General features: G+C 37.8%; 20 protein-coding genes, 4 pseudogenes and 1 other annotated feature. Of the genes and pseudogenes, 5 read left to right on the forward strand and 19 right to left on the reverse strand.

Annotated elements, in window-relative coordinates; genetic code table 11:
* The 3 pseudogenes from BN1206_RS09510 to BN1206_RS09515 form a co-directional block, all read left to right on the forward strand.
* Positions 1 to 131: pseudogene (locus tag BN1206_RS09510) on the forward strand (FAD-dependent oxidoreductase); the annotation flags it as partial.
* Positions 119 to 1,291: pseudogene (gene thrC, locus BN1206_RS05685) on the forward strand (threonine synthase); the annotation flags it as partial. The pseudogenes BN1206_RS09510 and thrC, both read left to right, overlap by 13 nt.
* A 10-nt stretch (positions 1,292 to 1,301) precedes the next feature.
* Positions 1,302 to 2,167: pseudogene (locus tag BN1206_RS09515) on the forward strand (aspartate kinase); the annotation flags it as partial.
* A gap of 73 nt (positions 2,168 to 2,240) precedes the next feature.
* On the opposite strand, the gene BN1206_RS05700 reads toward BN1206_RS09515, so the two are convergent.
* From BN1206_RS05700 to BN1206_RS09900, 10 genes are all read right to left on the reverse strand, one after another.
* Positions 2,241 to 2,867, reverse strand: a complete 627-nt coding sequence (locus BN1206_RS05700; RefSeq protein ID WP_013438094.1) for a Crp/Fnr family transcriptional regulator — start codon at positions 2,865 to 2,867, stop codon at positions 2,241 to 2,243.
* Between the two features lie 16 nt (positions 2,868 to 2,883).
* The gene (locus BN1206_RS05705; protein WP_013642101.1) at positions 2,884 to 3,447 is read right to left on the reverse strand and encodes a DNA-binding protein; all 564 of its coding nucleotides are present in this window, start codon (positions 3,445 to 3,447) and stop codon (positions 2,884 to 2,886) included.
* A 2-nt stretch (positions 3,448 to 3,449) separates the two neighbouring features.
* A complete protein-coding gene (locus BN1206_RS05710) occupies positions 3,450 to 3,677 on the reverse strand; it encodes a heavy-metal-associated domain-containing protein (RefSeq protein WP_013438096.1) in 228 nt (75 codons plus the stop codon).
* A 71-nt stretch (positions 3,678 to 3,748) separates the two neighbouring features.
* Complete coding sequence (locus BN1206_RS05715; RefSeq protein WP_013642102.1) at positions 3,749 to 5,590, reverse strand: heavy metal translocating P-type ATPase; 1,842 nt, start codon at positions 5,588 to 5,590, stop codon at positions 3,749 to 3,751.
* A 431-nt stretch (positions 5,591 to 6,021) separates the two neighbouring features.
* A complete protein-coding gene (locus BN1206_RS10120; protein ID WP_231575986.1) occupies positions 6,022 to 6,171 on the reverse strand; it encodes a hypothetical protein in 150 nt (49 codons plus the stop codon).
* A gap of 93 nt (positions 6,172 to 6,264) precedes the next feature.
* Positions 6,265 to 7,398, reverse strand: coding sequence for an ABC transporter substrate-binding protein (locus BN1206_RS10125; RefSeq protein ID WP_231575987.1), 1,134 nt, complete (start codon positions 7,396 to 7,398; stop codon positions 6,265 to 6,267).
* Between the two features lie 67 nt (positions 7,399 to 7,465).
* Complete coding sequence (locus BN1206_RS05725; RefSeq protein WP_013642104.1) at positions 7,466 to 7,648, reverse strand: hypothetical protein; 183 nt, start codon at positions 7,646 to 7,648, stop codon at positions 7,466 to 7,468.
* 330 nt (positions 7,649 to 7,978) lie between these two features.
* On the reverse strand, positions 7,979 to 8,431 hold the full coding sequence (locus BN1206_RS05730; RefSeq protein ID WP_013642105.1) for a hypothetical protein: 453 nt from the start codon (positions 8,429 to 8,431) through the stop codon (positions 7,979 to 7,981).
* A complete protein-coding gene (locus tag BN1206_RS05735; RefSeq protein WP_013642106.1) occupies positions 8,418 to 8,615 on the reverse strand; it encodes a hypothetical protein in 198 nt (65 codons plus the stop codon). The genes BN1206_RS05730 and BN1206_RS05735 overlap by 14 nt, the downstream gene beginning before the upstream one ends.
* Positions 8,563 to 8,736 carry a hypothetical protein gene (locus BN1206_RS09900; RefSeq protein ID WP_158304736.1) on the reverse strand — a complete coding sequence of 58 codons (174 nt, stop codon included), beginning with the start codon at positions 8,734 to 8,736 and terminating at the stop codon, positions 8,563 to 8,565. The genes BN1206_RS05735 and BN1206_RS09900 overlap by 53 nt, the downstream gene beginning before the upstream one ends.
* Positions 8,737 to 9,173: 437 nt before the next feature.
* Here BN1206_RS09900 and BN1206_RS05740 point away from each other — a divergent pair, with 437 nt between their 5' ends.
* Both BN1206_RS05740 and brnQ read left to right on the forward strand, forming a co-directional pair.
* The gene (locus BN1206_RS05740; protein WP_014565924.1) at positions 9,174 to 10,499 is read left to right on the forward strand and encodes an FAD-dependent oxidoreductase; all 1,326 of its coding nucleotides are present in this window, start codon (positions 9,174 to 9,176) and stop codon (positions 10,497 to 10,499) included.
* Positions 10,500 to 10,554: 55 nt separating this feature from the next.
* Positions 10,555 to 10,798 (forward strand) — a binding site (T-box leader).
* A gap of 57 nt (positions 10,799 to 10,855) precedes the next feature.
* The gene (gene brnQ / locus BN1206_RS05745) at positions 10,856 to 12,217 is read left to right on the forward strand and encodes a branched-chain amino acid transport system II carrier protein (RefSeq protein ID WP_013642108.1); all 1,362 of its coding nucleotides are present in this window, start codon (positions 10,856 to 10,858) and stop codon (positions 12,215 to 12,217) included.
* A gap of 111 nt (positions 12,218 to 12,328) precedes the next feature.
* On the opposite strand, the gene BN1206_RS05750 is transcribed toward brnQ, so the two are convergent.
* The 9 genes and pseudogenes from BN1206_RS05750 to arcA all read right to left on the reverse strand — a co-directional run bounded on the left by BN1206_RS05750 (position 12,329) and on the right by arcA (position 19,371).
* Positions 12,329 to 12,982, reverse strand: a complete 654-nt coding sequence (locus tag BN1206_RS05750; protein ID WP_013642109.1) for a putative quinol monooxygenase — start codon at positions 12,980 to 12,982, stop codon at positions 12,329 to 12,331.
* 249 nt (positions 12,983 to 13,231) lie between these two features.
* Positions 13,232 to 13,471, reverse strand: coding sequence for a hypothetical protein (locus tag BN1206_RS05755; RefSeq protein WP_013642110.1), 240 nt, complete (start codon positions 13,469 to 13,471; stop codon positions 13,232 to 13,234).
* A 69-nt stretch (positions 13,472 to 13,540) separates the two neighbouring features.
* Entirely contained in the window at positions 13,541 to 14,146 is a 606-nt protein-coding gene (locus BN1206_RS05760; RefSeq protein WP_013642111.1) for a LysR family transcriptional regulator substrate-binding protein, read from the reverse strand.
* 1 nt (position 14,147) lies between these two features.
* Positions 14,148 to 14,309, reverse strand: a complete 162-nt coding sequence (locus BN1206_RS09775) for a hypothetical protein (RefSeq protein WP_013438106.1) — start codon at positions 14,307 to 14,309, stop codon at positions 14,148 to 14,150.
* Between the two features lie 17 nt (positions 14,310 to 14,326).
* Positions 14,327 to 15,493 carry a GNAT family N-acetyltransferase gene (gene eis, locus BN1206_RS05765; RefSeq protein ID WP_014565925.1) on the reverse strand — a complete coding sequence of 389 codons (1,167 nt, stop codon included), beginning with the start codon at positions 15,491 to 15,493 and terminating at the stop codon, positions 14,327 to 14,329.
* Positions 15,494 to 15,605: 112 nt separating this feature from the next.
* Positions 15,606 to 16,143: pseudogene (gene citX, locus BN1206_RS05770) on the reverse strand (citrate lyase holo-[acyl-carrier protein] synthase).
* Between the two features lie 10 nt (positions 16,144 to 16,153).
* On the reverse strand, positions 16,154 to 17,089 hold the full coding sequence (gene arcC / locus BN1206_RS05775; protein WP_013438108.1) for a carbamate kinase: 936 nt from the start codon (positions 17,087 to 17,089) through the stop codon (positions 16,154 to 16,156).
* Between the two features lies 1 nt (position 17,090).
* Positions 17,091 to 18,131 (reverse strand): ornithine carbamoyltransferase, encoded by a 1,041-nt coding sequence (gene argF / locus BN1206_RS05780; protein ID WP_013642113.1) that lies wholly within the window; start codon positions 18,129 to 18,131, stop codon positions 17,091 to 17,093.
* Positions 18,100 to 19,371: an arginine deiminase gene (arcA, locus tag BN1206_RS05785; RefSeq protein ID WP_013642114.1), complete on the reverse strand. Its 1,272-nt coding sequence runs from the start codon at positions 19,369 to 19,371 to the stop codon at positions 18,100 to 18,102. The genes argF and arcA overlap by 32 nt, the downstream gene beginning before the upstream one ends.
* Positions 19,372 to 19,393 lie beyond the last annotated feature (22 nt).

Below are 19,393 nucleotides of genomic sequence, written 5' to 3' on the forward strand. Positions count from 1 at the left end.
ACAAGGTTGTACGTTTTGCTGATAAGGATCGTCACCAAATTTTCCTTGAACCAGAAGGTGAGACTACCAAGGAAGTTTATGTAGGTGACTTTTCAACTTCAATGCCAGAAGAAGTTCAATTAAAGATATTGCTTTGCAGATGTTACCACAGCTAATGACACGTGCAGTACAAATTGAGAAAATCGATCGTGACATCATTATCTTGACTGCTACTTCTGGTGACACCGGAACTGCTTCAATGCGTGGCTTTGCTAACCAAAAAGGTACACGCGTCATCGTCTTCTATCCTGAAGGCGGCGTTAGCCCTGTCCAACTTAAACAAATGCTCAGTCAACACGGCGACAATTTGGAAGCCATCGCGATCAAGGGTAACTTTGACGATGCGCAAACTGAAGTAAAGAAGATTTTTAACGATGAAAACTTCAGAAAGAAACTAAACCAAAACGGTTTCCAATTCTCATCTGCTAACTCAATGAACATTGGTCGTCTTGTTCCTCAAATTTCTTATTACCTTTACACTTATGGTCAATTGGTTCGCCGTCGTGAAATCAACTTGGGCGACAAAGTAAACTTTACCGTACCTACAGGCAATTTCGGCGACATTTTAGCTGGTTACTATGCAGAAAAACTCGGTTTGCCAATCAACAAATTGATCTGTGCTTCAAATGAAAACAACGTTCTTACTGACTTTTTTGCCAAAGGTGAATACGACAAGCGTCGTAAGTTCCATTTAACTAACGCACCAGCAATGGATATTTTAGTTTCAAGCAATCTAGAACGACTTTTATTCGATTTATATGATAAAGATAATGAAAAAATTGCTAGTCTAATGAATCAATTAACGCAAAGAGGTCATTACCAAGTCGACAAAGAGGTCTTAGACAAATTACAAACTATTTTTGCGGCTGGTTTTGCCACTGAAGATGAAGTAAAAGAAGAAATTCACCGCGTCTACAATTATGATCGCTACGTAATTGATCCTCATACTGCAGTAGGTTCATACGTTGCTCAGCAATATAAGAGCAAGACAAACGATCAAACACCAATGGTGATTGTGTCTACTGCTAGTCCTTATAAGTTCCCTGAAACCGTTTATGAGGCTATTACAGGTAGAGTTTGTCCTCAAACTGGCGTAGCTGCTATTAAGAAGTTGCATGATGAATTGGGTGGTCAATTATCCATCGGTGTACGCACCTTGTTTGACCACGAACCACACGTTGAAAAAGTAATTGATCCAGTCAACATGGAAGCAGCTATCAGTTCAATTTTAGATTTAAAGCAATTCATTTAGAGGAATAGATATGAAAGTTGTTAAGTTTGGCGGCTCCTCTCTAGCTGCCGGAAATAGTGTCGATAAAGCACTAAACATCGTCAAAAATGATCCCGAACGCAAAGTTATTGTAGTATCCGCACCTGGAAAAAGAAATAGTGATGATACTAAGGTGACTGATTTACTAATCACCTATGCTTACACTAGTTTGAGAAGCAATAATTATCAGGATATCGTTAATAAAATTTACAGCGCTACGAACTAATTGCCCAGTATTTTGATTTGCCACAATCAGAGCTAGCTGAAATCAAGCGTATGCTGTTAATCTTGCCACAATTAGATTATCCTAATGCCGATCCTTTAAGGCTCACGGTGAGCGTTTAAACGCTATTTTAATAGCTAAAATTTTGCAGCATCAAGGTATTAAAACTCGCTTTCTTGAGCCAAAAGATGTGAGCTTAATTGTTACTGGTACGCCGAATAATGCTGAAGTTAACCCTGAAACCTAAGCACACGATTACCGGTATCGCTGGTGGTAAAAACTCTGCGGCCCTTTATTTGAGAAAATACATGCTTAATAAAGGCGCTGTTTTTACCTTAAAATTAATGGAAATTTTCAACCGTCACCATGTTTCTTACGAACACATGCCATCTGGTATTGATGATTTGACCGTTATCTTTAAAAAAGATGCCTTAAGCGATCAATTGATCGATGTCATTTGTAACGAAATTCAAACCAGTTTAAATCCTGATCAGATGCAATGGATTGACGACTATGCCATCACGATGGTTGTTGGTGAAGGTATGAAGGACAAGTTGACTCTATGTGCCAGCATTTTCTACCCTCTTGGTAAGAAAGATATTTCTATTCAAATGATCAACCAGGGTGCATCCCAGAAAGCTTCATCGGCAAGTAGAACTTAACATAATTTTATCAATGTAAAAAGCAGAGCTTTGCTCTGCTTTTTTATTAATTCAAAATAATTTTGCGTAGTTTTCTCGTTAACACGCCTTGTTTCTCCAGCAAGGCAAACTTACGTGACAAAGTTTCCGGCGTAGTTCCTAAATATAATGCTAGATCCTTCATCTTTAACGGCAAATTAAACGTCTTTTTACCAACTTTTACCGCATATTCTTGTAAATACTCAGATAAGCGATCTTCAATTTTAGGCAAAGACAACAGATCTATTTGCCTTTGCATTGTTTGCATCTTAGTCATACTTTGCTCAAGCAACTTAATGCTTAGCATAGGCTGCTTTTTTAACAGATTTAAAAAGTCTTGCCTGTTCAATAGACAAATCTTACTATTTCCCGTTGCTTCGACATAAATAGAGCCATCATTTTTACCAAGTAGCCAGTCTTCACCAGCATAATCACCTGTATGAAGAATCTGCGTAATATTTTCATGACCATTTTTATCTAAGCTATAAAGCTTGGCACTCCCATATGCGACAATGACTAGATTATTGCCGGTCGGATCCATTACTAGTTCACCTTTTTGATAGTTCTTCTTTCTTACCAGCTTTTCTATCTCTAACTGATCTGCCTCATTTAAAGTATTAAATAATGGAACCAAACGTACACATAAATCTGCCATTTTCTTCACCTTTTAACTAAAAATCGTCATCATCATCGTCTTCGTCTTCGTCTTCTTCATTATATAGTCCTTCACGCAAATCATGGCCTAAGAAGTTTTGCGTAAGACGAATTTGCTCCTTAATCCAAGCTAATAAATTGGTTAAGTTTTGAGCAAGCTCTGGCCAATCTTCTTTTTCAGCTAAAGCAATTGCCTTAGTAATAAATAAAGTTTGTGTATCAAAGTCTTTAACTAAGGCAAAGAGTTGTGCATCCCCATAATTGTATTTATCTGCACCATTTTCTTCTAACATGGTGAATTCCTTAAATTGGTCAGTAGTTGTAGGGATGCTTTCACCGTTATTAACTAACAAGTGATTCAACTGCTCGAATTCTTCTTTTTCAAAATCTAACCATTTCTTAGCATTTTCGCTTAAAAACAAACTAGCTGCACCCCTAGCAAACAAACTAGCTTGATTAATTTTTAATGAATGAATAGCCAAATTAGCAATAATATGGCCCATCATTGCGCCTGCAGTCGGAGTATGATGATCAATATCACTCTGTTTTAACTCTGCTTGATACTTTTCTTCTGCGTTCATTTTTAAATATCCTTTTCCTTAACACCTTTAACTTCGTAACCCATCTTTTCAATGGCGCTTTTAATTTCATCTGAATTAGTTTTAGTCGGATCCATCACGAACTTTAATTTTCCAGCGTTAAATAAAACCTTAATATTGTCTGTTCCAGGAGTTTCCTCTACAGCCTTTTCAATTTTAGTTAAACAAGATGGGCAAGTCATGCCATCTAACTTCATCATTACTTTCTTCATAACTTGAACTTCCTTTCTCGTGTTTATGGTAAAGCCTAATTCAGATTCAAAACTTGATGATCATCAAGTTATTAGCGATTTTTCAATAATCTCATACCATTTAAAATGACTACTAAAATACTCAATTCATGAACTAGCATCCCACTAGCCATCTCGATATAGCCCACGAATAACCCAATAAACAAAATCAGAACAGTTAACAAAGCAAGCGCAATATTCTCATTCATATTTAGAATCGTTCTCTTGGATAAAGAAAAGGCGTAAGCTACTTGCTTTAAATCGTTTTTGACTAAAACAATATCAGAAACATCAACAGCTACATCTGTACCATTACCAACAGCAATTGCGACATTGGCGCTAGCTAAGGCTGGTCCATCATTGATGCCATCACCAATAAACGCGACCTTGTTTCCTTTTTGTTGCTCAGCTTTAATAAAAGTAGCTTTATCGCTAGGCAACTGCTCTCCGTGAACTTCATCAAGTGGTAATTCAGTTGCAATTTTTTCTGCTGTTTGTTGCTTGTCACCAGACAGCATAACTAGCTTCTTAATGCCAAGTTTCTTCAGTTTTAGCAAAGCTTTTTTGGCTTGTGGACGAAGTTGATCCTTGATCCCGAATATAGCTAGCAAACTTTGATCTCGATTTGAAAAGACAACAATCGAATCGCCCTGGCTGCTTAAATCATCTGCAATTTTTTCCAATTCAGCATTTTTTTTAGTATTTTCTTCAACCAGTTGTAAATTGCCTACAAAATACTTCTCTTGTTCATATGTAGCAATAACTCCCTCACCTTTAACAGTCTCAACCACTGCATCAATGACAAAGGGATCCATCTTTGCAATCGTATTAGCTAACGGATGATTGCTCTTCTTTTCAATCGCGGCAGCTAGTTTAATAATCTTGGCTTTATCTCCATTTAAAACTCTTACAGCACTTACTTCTGGGTGACCAATAGTTAATGTGCCCGTTTTATCAAAAGCAATTTCGTCAACTTTCCGCATCTCATCCATAACTTGTGAACCCTTAAAAATAATGCCGTTCTTGGCACCATTGCCTATACCAGCCACTGTAGAAACAGGCACGCCAATTACTAATGCACCGGGGCAACCAAGAACCATAATTGTGATCGCTAACTTAAAGTTGCGTGTAATCACACCTACAATAAGAGCTATGATTAAAATCAATGGCGTATAATACTTGGCAAAACGATTAATCAGCTTTTCTGTATGAGACTTAGAATCCTCGGCTTCTTCAACTACTTCAATGATTTTGCCAAAAGTAGTGTCCTCACCAGCCGCCGTAGTTTCAACCGTTAAATTACCATTTTCAAGCATAGTGCCGGCATAAACTGTATCCCCGACACCCTTATTTACTAATCTAGACTCACCATTGATACTAGCTTCATCCAAATTGCCACTACCACTAATAATCTTCCCATCTACTGGCACTTGGTCCCCAGTTTTAACGACTACTTGATCGCCAGAATCGATAAAATCAACATCCTCTTCTTCGGTAGACCCATCCTCTTGCACTACTAATGCTGTTTGTGGAGCCATACTAACCAAATCAGAAACTGCGGATCTTGTCTTTTTAAGCGTAAAATCTTCCAGAACTTCGCCCAGCATAAAGAGCCAAGTAACGATTGCGGCCTCATTAAATTCACCAATAATAAAAGCACCAATCACGGCTAAAGAAACTAAGACATCAATTGAAATTAACTTGACCTTCAAGGATGATATAGCAGTTAAAATTATCGGAATTACGCCAATTACACCGGCAACTGCCATCAGAATTTGATATAACAATGTTAATTTGAATACCCACTGAAAGATTTCAGCTAAGATAAGCAAAATAGTAATTGTTATTAAGATCTGTCTTTTATATTTGATAAAAAAGCGTTGAATTTTAACCATAGATGTTCCTCCTCATTTCATTAATTAGTTTAAAAGAGCAAACAAAATCACAACTTGATCAACGTCAACTTTTTCTTAGAATTCTTTAGCAATATATTACCTTTTGCCTAACAATTCTTAATTTTTGTCCTGTATTTTAAAATCAAACAAAAGAAAGGAATGAGGGTAATGTTTAAAGTACTTCTATCCGCAATGATAGTTTTAGGCCTCATGGCTATCAGTTTCGTTTTAATTAAAGCTCCTACCCCAGTTAAAGTTAAAAAGACAGACAACAATCGTCTAAATAACTATTAACAAAAATCGAACTTTCCCCTCTGATAATACTTGGTCAAATGACCAAGTATTTTTCTTTTCATCGTCACTTTACATAATTATAATTATGCATAACAAAATAACTCCAAGATTTTTTTGAACCTTGGAGTTTATTTCATTTAATCAAAATAGGATCTAGTATAATCAACTTCACCAACCGAGTGCCATAATACTCCTCTTAAATTCTTTCTTGCCAAATGACTCTCAGTCATATTGTAAAGAGGCACTACGGCTGTATCCTTGGTCAACTGATTCTGCGCGTTACGCATATTTTCCCAATAGTGATCAGTTTCTTCAGCACTTTTACTCTTAGCTGCTTTTACATATCTATCATAATCGGCACTATTATATCTACCATGATTTTAATAATTATTTGATTGTAAAACATCCATATCACTCATTGGATCTGTATAGTCAGCTAACCACAAGCTTAGATACATATCAAAATTACCACGCATGACATTATCCTGAACGTTTTTCGCAGGAACCGCATGAATTTCGACTTTGGCATTCTTTAACTTAGTTTCAACCTGTGATTGAACGAATTGGGCAATATTTTTATTAATCGTCTGATCATACGTGTAATAAGTTAAGTCTGCCTTTTTTCTACCCTCTTCTTTTAATCCTTCATTCCATAATTTTTGTGCTTTAGCTACGTTGTGCGTCTCTTCTGGCTTCATTTCCTTAGCAAAGTCGACACCAGTACTTTGATCCTTGGCTAGCGTTGGTGCTACAAAAGTATCGGCTGGCGTAGAACCATCTGCCAAAACTTTACGTGCAAGTTGCTTTTTATCTAATACTAAATTTAGTGCGTGACGCATTTTAGCATTAGAGAAAACGCGATTCTTTCGCATATTAAGTTGTAAATAATAAACTCCTGCTCGATGCAAATGCTTTAAGTTCTTATCGTTCTGCATTCCTTGAGCCGTAGTTCCTGTAATTTGTGCGTCATCCAAATTACCCTGCTGGAACAACTGATGAGCAGTGTTCGAATCCTTCTTATTAGGAACTACTTGAGCCTCTGGTACAACAGTACCTTTATAAGAAACAGCATGTTTAACAACTGGGCCCATTTCACCATGAGGTGCAGCTACTTTGTTTACTGGACCATTTTGGCCGTGAGGGGCGACAGTATTATTATGCTTGCTTGGAGTTACAGACTTTTCCCCATGAGGAACAGGAGCATTAACAGTTGGTTTTGGCGTTACTGGTGTATTCTCAGTTGGAGTAGTTTCTGGTTTAACTTGTGGTGTAGTAGGAGTAGTAGGTTGACTTGTTGGAGTTGTCTTTTGACCACCATCGCCTGGGTTAGTTGGATTGCCATTCTTCTTATAGGTAAGATGAACCGCTGTATCTTTAGTATCTATCGTTACTTTTTCTGCTGCAACTGGTGAGTTAACTGCAGTGTAACCTTCAATTGCTGGAGCCACGAATTTATCACATTGACCGTTGTTGGTACCTGCATCCCAATGGATGTCTTCAACTTGACCACCCAATAGAGTACGTTTACCAGTAGAAGTAAAGTGAACTACCTGATCAGTTCTCGTTTCATTACCATTAGGATCAGTAACAACGAGTTATATTTTTCTCACCAGCATTAACGATTTGTGGCTCAACATTCATCCTTATACCCATTGAACTTACTAAAGCACTTAATGCATTAGTAATATTAGGATCATCAGTTGGAAGTGGTGTGAATTTAGCAAAGCTAATTGTATAACCTGATTTCTTCAAATCAGGTTCCAATGTCCAACTCCAGCGTTCATGTTCAGGATCAAGAATACATTCTCTAACCTTAGCAATTAATTCTGGACTTGGTGCTTCTTCTCTGAATGCTTGAATCGTTGGTCCTCGGTTCTGCTCATCAGCAACTTGTTGTGCAATTGCATCAACTAATTTATCTTGATCACCTGAGAATTGAGCTGGATTTAACTGACTAGCATCTTTAGCCAGACTTACAGGAACACGAACTTGGTGATATGATTACCATTTTCATCTATCTTATCGACGAGAGGCTCATTTTTCCACTCCAAAGTATAATCATAGCTTGGTGTGTGCAATTGAGCTTTGTCCTCATCAGTTTTCCAATTCCGCCTTATCTGGCTCCTTCACTGAAATAACGGGGGTATTAGTTAAAATACCATCATTATCAAATTTAGGAGCCGTCTTCCACGTAATCTCGGTCCCATCTGGTAAAGTACCAACATTAGCAATCAATGTAGCCGAATCATTAGCATCCAACATAGTATAGCCGTCAGCATCAAGGAAAGTAGAAGTATCATAGTTTAATTTGTTATTTGAAGCTTCTTCATTTGCTTGTGACCAAGTTAATGGCTTATCAGAAATTTTCTTAACAAAACGATTTATAGTTTGGTCTTCATTACCAAACTGTGCCAAATTGTAAATATCCGAATTAATTTCAACCATTCCATAACCTAATCCTTCAACAGCCTGATCCAACACATATTGCATATCGTTAAATTTTTCATTGTCAGTATTCTTATTACCAACCCAATCAAGATTCAACAATCTGATTACTATCTGCATCAATATAGGTTAAGCGATTTCTAACTTGACCAGCGTTCTTCTTTTGTCCTTCACGAACATCGACATCGATCTTGATGATAGTGCTTCTTTTTTGCGGAGTATCACCAATATTATCAGTGTAAGTAAGCTCTGCTACACCATGGCTTGTCCCCCACAGCATCAACATCTGGTTTAGTTTTCCATGTCAAGGTAATTCCTTGATCCTCAAGTGATTCATTAGGATCCAAACTACCTACTGCTGATTGCAACTTTCCCAATTGATCAGGAGTTAAATCATTTAAGCTCAAAGTTGGTAATTCATCTTTAACAGTTTGTTGATGAACACCATCAATTTGTTATCCTAGCTTCTCGACTCCTTCCGGGCCCTTAGGGCCATTTAATGCAATCAAAGAATCAGTTACATGTGCCTTGGCATCTTTATTTGAAGTTGCTTCTCCATTAGCATTAGAGTTAGCGCTTACTTCAGCTGTGTGTGCTGGTTGTCCAGAACTTAAGAAGAAAATCGATCCTAGGAAAACTGTAATTAAACCAACGGATAATTTTTATTCTTAACTGATGTTTTCTCATTTATTATATCCCTCATAATGACATCCTCCAATTGTCTATAACTCTGTTATTTTTTCACAACTCAACACTCATAAAGCAAAAAAGATGACAAATTATATATTTTCTTTAAAATAAATATTGTACATTCATCATTACTTTTTGTAAGAGGACTATTAATATGGAAACTAAAGAAATCAAAAACATTATCATTGGCTTCGGCAAAGGTGGTAAAACCCTAGCAAAGTTCTTAGCCACTAAGGGCGAGGAAGTCTTAGTAATCGAAAAATCGAATCAAATGTATGGTGGTACCTGCATTAACATCGCCTGCTTGCCATCCAAACGGTTAATCATTGAAGCTGCTAATGGTGTAGAATTCACTGATGCCATCAATGGTAAAAATGATATGACCGCTTTTCTAAGAAATGCCAATTATCACATGCTTGCCGATGAAAAGACAGTCACAGTTTTAGACGGTACTGCTAAATTTTTAAATAATCATGAAATAGAAGTCACTAAGCAAGACGGTACTAAAGACCATTACCGTGGCAAGCGCATTTTCATTAACACTGGTGCCCTGCCTAACTATGCTCCAATTCCAGGTCTGGCTGACAGCACTAAGGTAATCAATTCTACTGAAGCAATGGATCAAACTAAAATGCCTAAGACACTCACTATTATCGGTAGTGGTTACATAGGTCTTGAATTTGCCAACATGTTTGCAAACTACGGCACCCAGGTCACAGTCTTGGACGTTCACAGCGATTTTTTATCACGTGAAGACGATGACATTAGTCAAATGATCAAACAAGATCTTGAAAATACCGGCATCAAATTTGAACTTGGCGTAAAGATCAATCGCGTTGAAGACGACACCGTTTTCTACGAAAAGAACGGTCAAGAGCTTTCAATCAAGGCTGACCGAATTTTGGCTGCAACTGGTAGAAAACCGAATACCGAAAATCTTGGTTTGGAAAATACCGACATCCAACTCACCGACAGAGGTGCAATAAAAGTTGACGATCACTTGCTAACTAGCGTGCCAAATGTCTGGGCTATCGGCGATGTCAAAGGCGGCCCACAATTTACTTACATTTCTCTAGATGATTACCGCATCATCAAAGATCAACTTTTTGGCAGCGGCAAGCGCGTCGTCAGCGACCGAATCAATATTCCTTACAGCGTCTTTATCACTCCGGCCCTTTCCCAAGTAGGTTTAAATGAAAAACAAGCCCAAGCTCAAGGTATTAACTATCTTCTTAAGAAGCTTCCTGTCAAAGCTATTCCAAAGGCTCGCGTAGCTAAAGATACTCGTGGTCTTTTTAAAGCCCTAGTCGATCCTGATACCGATCAAATTCTTGGTGCCACATTATACGGCATTGAATCCTATGAACTGATTAATCAAATTTCTATGGCAATCAAAACAAAAATCCCAGCTAGCGTACTCCGTGATCAAATCTACACTCACCCTACTATGAGTGAAGCCTTTAATGATCTGTTTAAATAAAAAATTTGTTGACGAAAAGAAAACTATCCTGTATATTACTTATCAACAAGATTTTTTACACACTATGAATAGAAGAGTAGATTGTCGTCAGTTTAGTCAGCGAGCCTGAGATAGTGAAAGCAGGTATGAATTAAGACAATTGAAAGTAATCTATGAGTGACTAAGGCAACCCAATGGGAAGTTTTAGCCGGGAGTGCCCGTTACTGCACCAACGTATCTGATTTTTTCATGTACGCGTAAGGCATTGTTAGCGATAACAATGTAAACAAAGGTGGTAACACGCAAAAGGCGTCCTTTAAGCAACTTGCTTGAGGGGCGCCTTTTTTCATGGTGGTAATACAGAAAGGATAGAGAAAATGAATAAAACTAATTCTTTTCGTAAAACTATAATTATTGCTTCTTTAATTTTCGGTATGCTCTTTGGAGCCGGAAACTTAATCTTTCCTGTTCACTTGGGTCAATTAGCTGGTAAAAACTGGCTGGCTGCGAGTAGTGGCTTCTTAATTTCCAGTGGTTTATTGCCACTAATGGCACTGATTGCGATCAGTATTACTCACTCACACGGGATTTTTGAGCTAGCAAAGCCAATCGGTAAAAAATATGCGTTGATCTTTCTAGTTTTAATCCATGCAACCTTAGGGCCTTTGTTTGCTACGCCTAGAACTGCAACAGTTCCTTATACTATCGGTATTGCCCCACTTTTACCAGGCAATATGCAAAAAGTTGGTTTACTTATCTTCTCCGCTATTTTCTTTGGTATCGTATTTTTCCTTTCTGCTACCGAAGCAAAGATTACTGATTTAATTGGGAAAATTTTGAATCCAGTGTTCCTGCTTTTATTATTTCTCATCTTCTTTTTAGCCTTTTCAAACCCGATGGGTGCCGCTAAGGACGCAGCTTTTACTGCAAGCTACGCTCATAACGCATTTACTAACGGCTTTTTAGAAGGCTACAACACGATGGACTGCTTGGCAGCTCTTGCCTTCGGTATTACGGTGATCACTTCAATTTGCAGCCTTGGCTTTAAGAGAGAAAAAGACGTGGCGATCACTACAGTTAAAAGCGGCATGTTTGGCATCTTCGCTATTGCCATCATCTACGTTTGTTTGATCTGGCTTGGTGCGACAAGTTTGCACGACTTCAAGTTAAGTTCAAACGGTGGTACAGCTTTAGCACAAATTTCTCATCATTATTTGGGTACTGCTGGGGATGCATTAATTGCGGCTTTAACCACGATCACTTGCATCACTACCGCAATGGGTCTAGTTGTTGCCTTTGCCCAAGACTTCCATAAGCGTTTCCCTAAGATTTCATACAAGACCTTCTTAGCTATCAATTGCCTTCTTTCATTTATCATCGCCAACATGGGCTTGGATACGATCATTAGCTGGTCTACTCCAGTCCTAATGCTTCTGTATCCATTGGCTATCTCATTGGTAATCTTGGGTATTCTTTCACCTTTATATAAAAATGATCCGGTCGTTTACAAAATAACTACTGCCTTAACCTTGATTCCTGCCTTATTCGATATGATCAACACTTTACCAGAAGTATTGCGTTCAACGCCTTTAATCCAAGCTATTCTTTCATACGCTGAACGCTACTTGCCTATGTTCCATCTAGGATTTAGCTGGTTGACCTTCAGTTTAGCTGGATTAATTATCGGTTTAATTATCCATTTTGTTAAACAATTTAATTACTCTGCTGTAGAGGATTAATATCAACATAATAAAAGAGTTACTTCCAAATGAAGTAACTCTTTTTGGTATGCATTAGACTTGACTCTGTCTATATTTTACAGGACATAGACACTTTTTCCTAGTATCATTTTAAGGACGGTAAAAAATTTGTCCTTGATCTGAAACAAAGTCTGACTTAAGTAAATGAAGGCCTTTGCTTTCAACACAGAACTTTGTTGCCTCAAGATATCTCTTAAAGTGCTTAGTTTCAAGGTGTTTTTGATAAGCATCTTTATTTTGATAAACTTCTAATGAAAGCCACTCATTAGGCTGGTTCATCACAGTTCCAGCAATCATTACCATAATGCCTACTTCTTTTTCAACGGCAGCTTTCATTTCTTTTAACACGCCATTGGCAAACTCATCGCCTTTGCCTAGTTGTACGCCTATTTCAGTCATGTAAACAACATAGTCATTTTCACCAGAAACATTCAATTTATCTGGCTTGGTTGAAATAAACTCTGGTTGTAATTCAACATCAACTTTTTCAGTTAGCAGCTTATCACTGGCTTTTAAAAAGGCTTGGTATTCTTCTGAATTTAAACGTTTTTGATATTGTGTATCATCTTGGAAACATTCAACGGCATAATTCTTGTGTCCAGCTTCATCTTCGTGACCACTTTGCATGAACAATGCATTTTGATCTAAATGAGCATCCAACATTGATTGAATTAATTTGTCATGATTTTTAGGATCAACTTCAAGTTTGAACAAGTGTAAAATAGGTGCTTTTTGTAGTTTCATCTTTAACCCTCACTAAGTTTATTTATTATCTTTTATTATAAATAATTTCCCATTAATTAACATTCTAAATTACTTAACATAATTTTTATTCTGAATACTAAAAAACGCATCCCTTTCGGAATGCGTCTCTTCTTACATTGTATAGTTTACTTTTCCAAACTTGTAATCCTTCATCTGCTTAGCAAGCTTCTTACTTCTGTAGTAATTACCGCCATCGTATCTATTCGTGTAGACCAAAATGTTTTGCTTTTAACCATTAATTGTTTGTGGCGTTACTCTGTAAAGACTCCACTTTTCAAAGGTGACCCATGGATCAATTTCATAGAAAGTATCATTCTTCATTGTGGTTGTCTTGCCTGACATCCAGTTCTTCGTAACTTGGTCAAACTTCTTTTGATTCTTAATCTTGCCATTTACGGTGTGTGCACCAAAAGTAATCTTTTTACCATCGTGTGCATCCCGATCATATGAATACCAGGTTCCTTGCATGTTCTTAGGTACAGTGACTACGTCACCATTGCCGTAAGTTGAAGCTTTTACTGGCTCAACTTGCCAAAATTAATATTCTTTTTTCAAAATTTCGTTAAACTTCGCAATAGTTTGATTCTTTTCAGCATAGAAAGCTGCAATCGTTTGACGCATTGGCGCACCATTATCTGTTAAGAATAACTTTTGCAATGAGTCGTTCTTGAGCAAATCGGCCGCAATTTCATTGATCAAAAAATAACCAGATCCTGAAGCCACAAGCAAGGCAGCTTCTTCAACTGAGTTTGAAGCAATAAATGGGCTTTTCACCTGATAAAGATCCTTAAACAAATGAAGTTCAGCAACTTCTTCTTCAGGTTTAGCCACGATAAAGCAAGTCATGTCCGACAGATCTGCTTTATCAACCATTTGAATGCCGCTTTGATAGCTGCCCTTAGGCAAGATAGCCATTACACCAACTTGAGCAAGATCTTCTCTTTCAAGGTCATCCTTTTCATCGCGCTTATCCGCAATAACCAAATCGGCCTCGCCATCAGCCATCTTTTCAAAAGCCTCATCATACCCTGTACTAATTAATTTAACTTCAGTATCAGGATACTCTTCTTCGAATTTTGTCTTTGCCTGATCTAATTCTCTGCGCCCTAATTGATTAAAATATGCAATCTTCAATTGCTTCATACTAATCCTCACCTAAAGGTGCGTGACCCTCATCTGCTAGTTTCTTTTGATCTCTTCTAATTTGATACTTATTAAGCATGATCATCAAAGAGATCACTACATTAATTCCACTAACAATGATGCCTAAGAACTTTAATAAGTTGATTTTCTTTTCTCTACTCATTTTAATTACCTTCTTTACTAGAAATAATCATAGAAAGAAACGTCGCCTTTTTTAAAGTCGAGCTTTTTAATCCGATAATCTGTAATTAACCCTAGTTTAACAGCATCCCTCATGCTTAGTCTACCTAAAAAAACTTGTGTCCAAGCAGTAATTGGGCCAGAATAGTCAACCAAGCCGTCTTCAATTTGTTTACAGGAAACTTGACCAGCTTGATTAGTTATCTGCCATACGCCAATATTCCACGGACATTGGTCATCGCTAATCACTTCAACATTAAAGGTGCCTTCTTGAAGGGGCTTCATATAAGTAACCATTATGGCAAAGTCAATAATCCTGCTCATCATGTAGGGATGCAGACTAATGTGCAATTGATTTTGTTCTGGGAAAAGTTCACCAATTAATGAATGCTCTGGTAAAATCATGCGAAATTCTTTAATCGCACCAGCATGAGAACCCATGAAGCCAAGCAAACATATTAAGCCTTTGGCAGTGATCGAATAAAGTTCATCAGCTAAGAAAACATTGCCATGAATACGGTAAATCAAATAGCTAATAGGACGACCATCCGCATCGATATAAACGGCAATGTTTCGATTGTGGTAGTATGTGTCCATTCTGTTCCACCACCAGGCCTGACGAATTACCGTATTTCGCTCATCATCTGTATGAAGTTGTCTTTCATAGAGTTGAATCACTCCATTTTGAACCATTAGGTCGTTCCATTTGCCGCGAATTACGTGACCTGTACGTGGCAATTTAAATGCTCTTAAGGCACTACCAGAAAAACGATATTCTTTTTGATAAATACTGTTGCTAAAGCCATAGTGACGATAGAAGCTCTCAGAAAAAGGAGCCAGGTTAGTGAACGGAATATCTTGGTCATGCAGGTCTTTTAAAATTTCCTTCATCAATTTCGAAATATGACCTTGACCGCGATATTCCGGATATGAGGCAACATACCCAATACCAGCCATTGGCACATGATGACCAAAGACCTCACTCTTAAACTTGTTCACCATAATGTAACTAGTTAATTTTTTATCATTAAAAAAGCCATAGCCATCACTATGATCATAACGAGACATAAAATCATCATCATGAAGTAGATCATTGTTCTTTCCAAAAGCATATTGAACCAGTGGGGCTATTTGCTTTAAATTATCTAGATTTTTCTCTAATTTCATATTTTTCCTTATAAACAATAAACATATATATCTATAATTCGTCCATCATTTATTTTAAATCATTTTCTGTTATTTTTATTAAAAAAACGAAAAATGAGATGGATTACCCACCTCATTTTACATTCTTTACATATAATTCAGAAATATAATCTTGCATTTCTGCAACAGAATGCCTCCGAGAGCGAGCACATTCTTTAGCTGGTCGATCACAGATAAAACATTTGCGCGGACTTGGTCCCAGATCTCGTCTAGAAATAGCGGCGTTTTTATCTTTGACCAAAACATCTGCATCAAACAAACGACCAAGCTCTGCTTGATCCTCAAAAGCAATCGTCGTTTGCTTAACCTTTTTAATTGGCAAATCCAAGATATAAAAGTTTTCATATCCTGTATCTTCATCTAAAGAGACCACTAATTTATAAGCAAAACCCAATTTATCCCAACTTGCTTCAAGCTGTTTAATACCATAATTAAACAGCTTCTCTAAGAAGCGATTGTTTTTTTATTGGTCCTGTAATATTCAAATTAACGTCAACCAGCGTCTGATCTGGATACTTGGCAAAAATTTTTTGCTGCAGAGCAACGCATTTATCTTTTGCATTCAGAGCCTGAGCGACATTCTGCTCTTTTCCTTCATTAAAAATATTCATTTAATCACCGCTACTCATTATAAACGATCGTCCCTACTCCATCGTTTAATTTAGCAGCATTTTTTAAAGAAGTAATAATTGTCGGTTTACCTGTCTTCTCCGTAAATTCAATTGCAGCTTCAATCTTAGGCTTCATGCTGCCAGCCGCAAATTGTCCTTCTTGCAGGTACTGTTTCAACTCGTTAACTGTAACTTTGCCGATTGCTTGTTGATTTTCTTTGCGGTAATTCAAGTAAGCATTGTCAACAGTTGTTAAGATAACCAGCTCATCAGCACTGATATCTTCCGCCATTTTTGCGGCACTGAAGTCCTTATCAATAACTCCGGCAACACCTTTCAAACGACCATGATCGACAACGACCGGGATTCCACCACCACCAGCTGCAATAGGGACAAAATGATTTTGCAATAAATTCTTGATAATTGGCGCATTGATGATTTTAACTGGTTTAGGTGATGGAACTACTTGACGATAGCCGCGCCCAGCATCTTGCTTATAAGTGTAATCAGGATGATAAATCTGTTGCTTTTGCATTTCATTGAAAGTATAAAACGGGCCAATCGGTTTAGTTGGATGTTCAAACGCAGGATCGTTGCTTTCAACGATGGTTTGGGTAACTAAAGCTACTGCTTGGCTTGGATAATTATCAAACTTAAATTGATCATCTAGAGCCTTTTGCATCCAGTAACCAATACTACCCTGCGTCATTGCGCTAATCGTATCAAGCGGCATGGCTGGATTATTTTCACTAGCTCCCTTATGCTGCTGTAAAAGCAGATTACCCACTTGCGGGCCATTACCGTGAGTAATCGCCACCTGGTTGCCGCTTTCGATCATGCTAGCAACGGTCTTCATAGTTTTTCTAACAGCTTCTTGTTGTGCTGCCGCACTATTATCTTCAGCCTGAATTGCATTACCGCCCAAAGCAACAACTATTTTTTTCATTTTAATTGCCTCTTTCGTTAACCGTCGGAATAAACAAATTACCTAAAGTTGCAGCCATTACTGCTTTAATTGAGTGCAATCTATTTTCAGCTTCAGTAAATTGCCAAGCATACTTGGAGTTAAAGACTTCATCGGTAACTTCCATCTCGCTTAAGCCATATTTTTCGTAGATTTCTTCACCGACCTTAGTTGAGCGATCATGGAATGCTGGCAAACAGTGCATAAAGATTAATTGATCATCAGGCGTACCAGTTTCTTTCATCATCTTCATATTTACAGTGTATGGCTTTAAGAGCTTGATTCTCTCGCTCCAGTCGTTTTCACCCATTGAAACCCAGACATCGGTATAAATTACGTTGGCGCCTTTAACGCCTTTTTCAATATCATCAGTGATCATGTTTTGTGAGCCTGAATCTTTCGCAAATTTTTCGGCAATTTCTTGAACATCTTGGTGGGTAAATAATGGCTTAGGTGTAACAATATGCACATTAACTCCTAGCATGCTGCCGGCAACTAATAGACTGTCTGCGACATTATCACGACCGTCGCCAACATAAGCTAAGGTGATGCCCTTTAAGTGACCAAATTTTTCTTTAATTGTCATAAAGTCAGCTAGCATTTGCGTTGGGTGCCACTTATCGGTTAAACCATTCCAAACTGGTACACCGGAGTATTTAGCTAAATCTTCGACATCTTTTTGGGCAAAGCCTCGATATTCAATCCCATCAAACATGCTGCCTAGAACTTTAGCAGTATCCTTAATACTCTCTTTTTTGCCTAAGTGAATTTCACCTGCACCCATATACTCAGGATTTGCTCCTAAATCGTTGCAAGCAACGACAAAGGCGGAACGAGTTCTAGTTGAAGACTTTTCAAACAAAAGCGCAATATTCTTACCCTTTAAATACTCGTGTGGAATATGCTCTTTCTTTAATTCTTTTAAGTGAAGTGCAAAATCAATTAAATATTCAATTTCTGCAGGAGTATAATCCTTACAATCTAAAAAGCTTCTACCTTGAAAAACGTTTTGTAAATATTTCATTTTTTGCCTCTTCTATATCTTCACGAACTAGTGGACATGACATACATCTTGGGCCACCACGGCCACGAGAAAGTTCGCTTGAACGAACTTCATGTACTAAAATGCCATGTTTTCTCAATAAATCATTAGAAACATAATTACGATCATAGGTAACAACTTCACCTGGAGCAATTGCCAAAGTATTTGAGCCATCATTCCACTGCTCTCTTGGAGCGGCGATTGGATCTGCACCTCCTGTGGGAATCAAATCGATTTCAGATAAGTGCAAATATTCCTTCAATACTTCGACTAAGTCATTCTTAGGCGTAATTTTGACTTCACCATCCTTATCCGGTTGCAAAACGTAGATATCAATTTTGCCAGATTTGGATAGGATGAAGGGATGCACTGTGAATTGATCATAATTGATCATCGTAAATACGGTATCCAAGTGCATCATGGCATGATTGTGCGGAATTTTAATCGCTAAGATCGTGTCAAAAGTTGAATGACCAAATAAGGCATGAGCTAAGTCGGTGATTGCAACCGCTGAAGTTCTTTGCGAAATTCCAATTGCCAAGACGTGCTTATTTAAAACTAATTCATCCCCGCCTTCGATTCGGCCATGAACATTACGATCACGCCAAATCGGAATATCTTGATCTTTAAAATTAGGATGATTTTGCAAGATTGTCTTCATAAACAAAGATTCACGTCTTCTTGCCCTAAAGGTCATCCTATTAATCGTCATCCCATTGCCAATGGCCGCCTGTTGATCACGAGTGAAGTAAACATTAGGCATTGGATCTAGGTAAAATGGATAATCTGCATCTTCTGCTAGGTCGGCCAGTGATGGCTCAACGTTTTTGATCTCACTCTTTTTGATACCGGCAATTACTTGCTTCACCATCGTTTCTGGCTTCATTGCCAGCAAATATTCCAGCAGCAATTGGTGCAAAGGATCTTTTTTCTTAATGCCAGATTCTTCTAGCAAACGATCAATAAAGGCCGTGCGCGTTTTTACTGCTACTAAGGATTCTGCTAGCAAATCCTCCAAGTAAAGCACATGAATTCCTTGATCTTGCAAGGTTTTAGCAAAATAATCGTGCTCTTCTTGAGCAATCTTTAAGTAAGGGATGTCATCAATCAGCATCCGATTCAAGATTTCTGGTGAAAGATTTTCGAGTTCCTTGCCAGGTCGATGAAGCATCACTGTTTTCAACTTACCAATTTCTGAATAAACATGAATAGGACTAGTCATTTAACCACCCTCTCACTATAAT

The organism is Lactobacillus sp. OTU4228, assembly GCF_001006945.1.
Classification (GTDB): domain Bacteria; phylum Bacillota; class Bacilli; order Lactobacillales; family Lactobacillaceae; genus Lactobacillus; species Lactobacillus amylovorus.

Coding starts and splice junctions, on each gene's coding strand:
- BN1206_RS05700 (WP_013438094.1), bottom strand. CDS start 2,867: ATGGCAGATTTATGTGTACGTTTGGTTCCATTATTTAATACTTTAAAT.
- BN1206_RS05705 (WP_013642101.1), bottom strand. CDS start 3,447: ATGAACGCAGAAGAAAAGTATCAAGCAGAGTTAAAACAGAGTGATATT.
- BN1206_RS05710 (WP_013438096.1), bottom strand. CDS start 3,677: ATGAAGAAAGTAATGATGAAGTTAGATGGCATGACTTGCCCATCTTGT.
- BN1206_RS05715 (WP_013642102.1), bottom strand. CDS start 5,590: ATGGTTAAAATTCAACGCTTTTTTATCAAATATAAAAGACAGATCTTA.
- BN1206_RS10120 (WP_231575986.1), bottom strand. CDS start 6,171: ATGCGTAACGCGCAGAATCAGTTGACCAAGGATACAGCCGTAGTGCCT.
- BN1206_RS05735 (WP_013642106.1), bottom strand. CDS start 8,615: ATGTTGATGCTGTGGGGGACAAGCCATGGTGTAGCAGAGCTTACTTAC.
- BN1206_RS05740 (WP_014565924.1), top strand. CDS start 9,174: ATGGAAACTAAAGAAATCAAAAACATTATCATTGGCTTCGGCAAAGGT.
- brnQ (WP_013642108.1), top strand. CDS start 10,856: ATGAATAAAACTAATTCTTTTCGTAAAACTATAATTATTGCTTCTTTA.
- BN1206_RS05750 (WP_013642109.1), bottom strand. CDS start 12,982: ATGAAACTACAAAAAGCACCTATTTTACACTTGTTCAAACTTGAAGTT.
- BN1206_RS05755 (WP_013642110.1), bottom strand. CDS start 13,471: ATGCAAGGAACCTGGTATTCATATGATCGGGATGCACACGATGGTAAA.
- BN1206_RS05760 (WP_013642111.1), bottom strand. CDS start 14,146: ATGAAGCAATTGAAGATTGCATATTTTAATCAATTAGGGCGCAGAGAA.
- BN1206_RS09775 (WP_013438106.1), bottom strand. CDS start 14,309: ATGAGTAGAGAAAAGAAAATCAACTTATTAAAGTTCTTAGGCATCATT.
- eis (WP_014565925.1), bottom strand. CDS start 15,493: ATGAAATTAGAGAAAAATCTAGATAATTTAAAGCAAATAGCCCCACTG.
- arcC (WP_013438108.1), bottom strand. CDS start 17,089: ATGAAAAAAATAGTTGTTGCTTTGGGCGGTAATGCAATTCAGGCTGAA.
- argF (WP_013642113.1), bottom strand. CDS start 18,131: ATGAAATATTTACAAAACGTTTTTCAAGGTAGAAGCTTTTTAGATTGT.
- arcA (WP_013642114.1), bottom strand. CDS start 19,371: ATGACTAGTCCTATTCATGTTTATTCAGAAATTGGTAAGTTGAAAACA.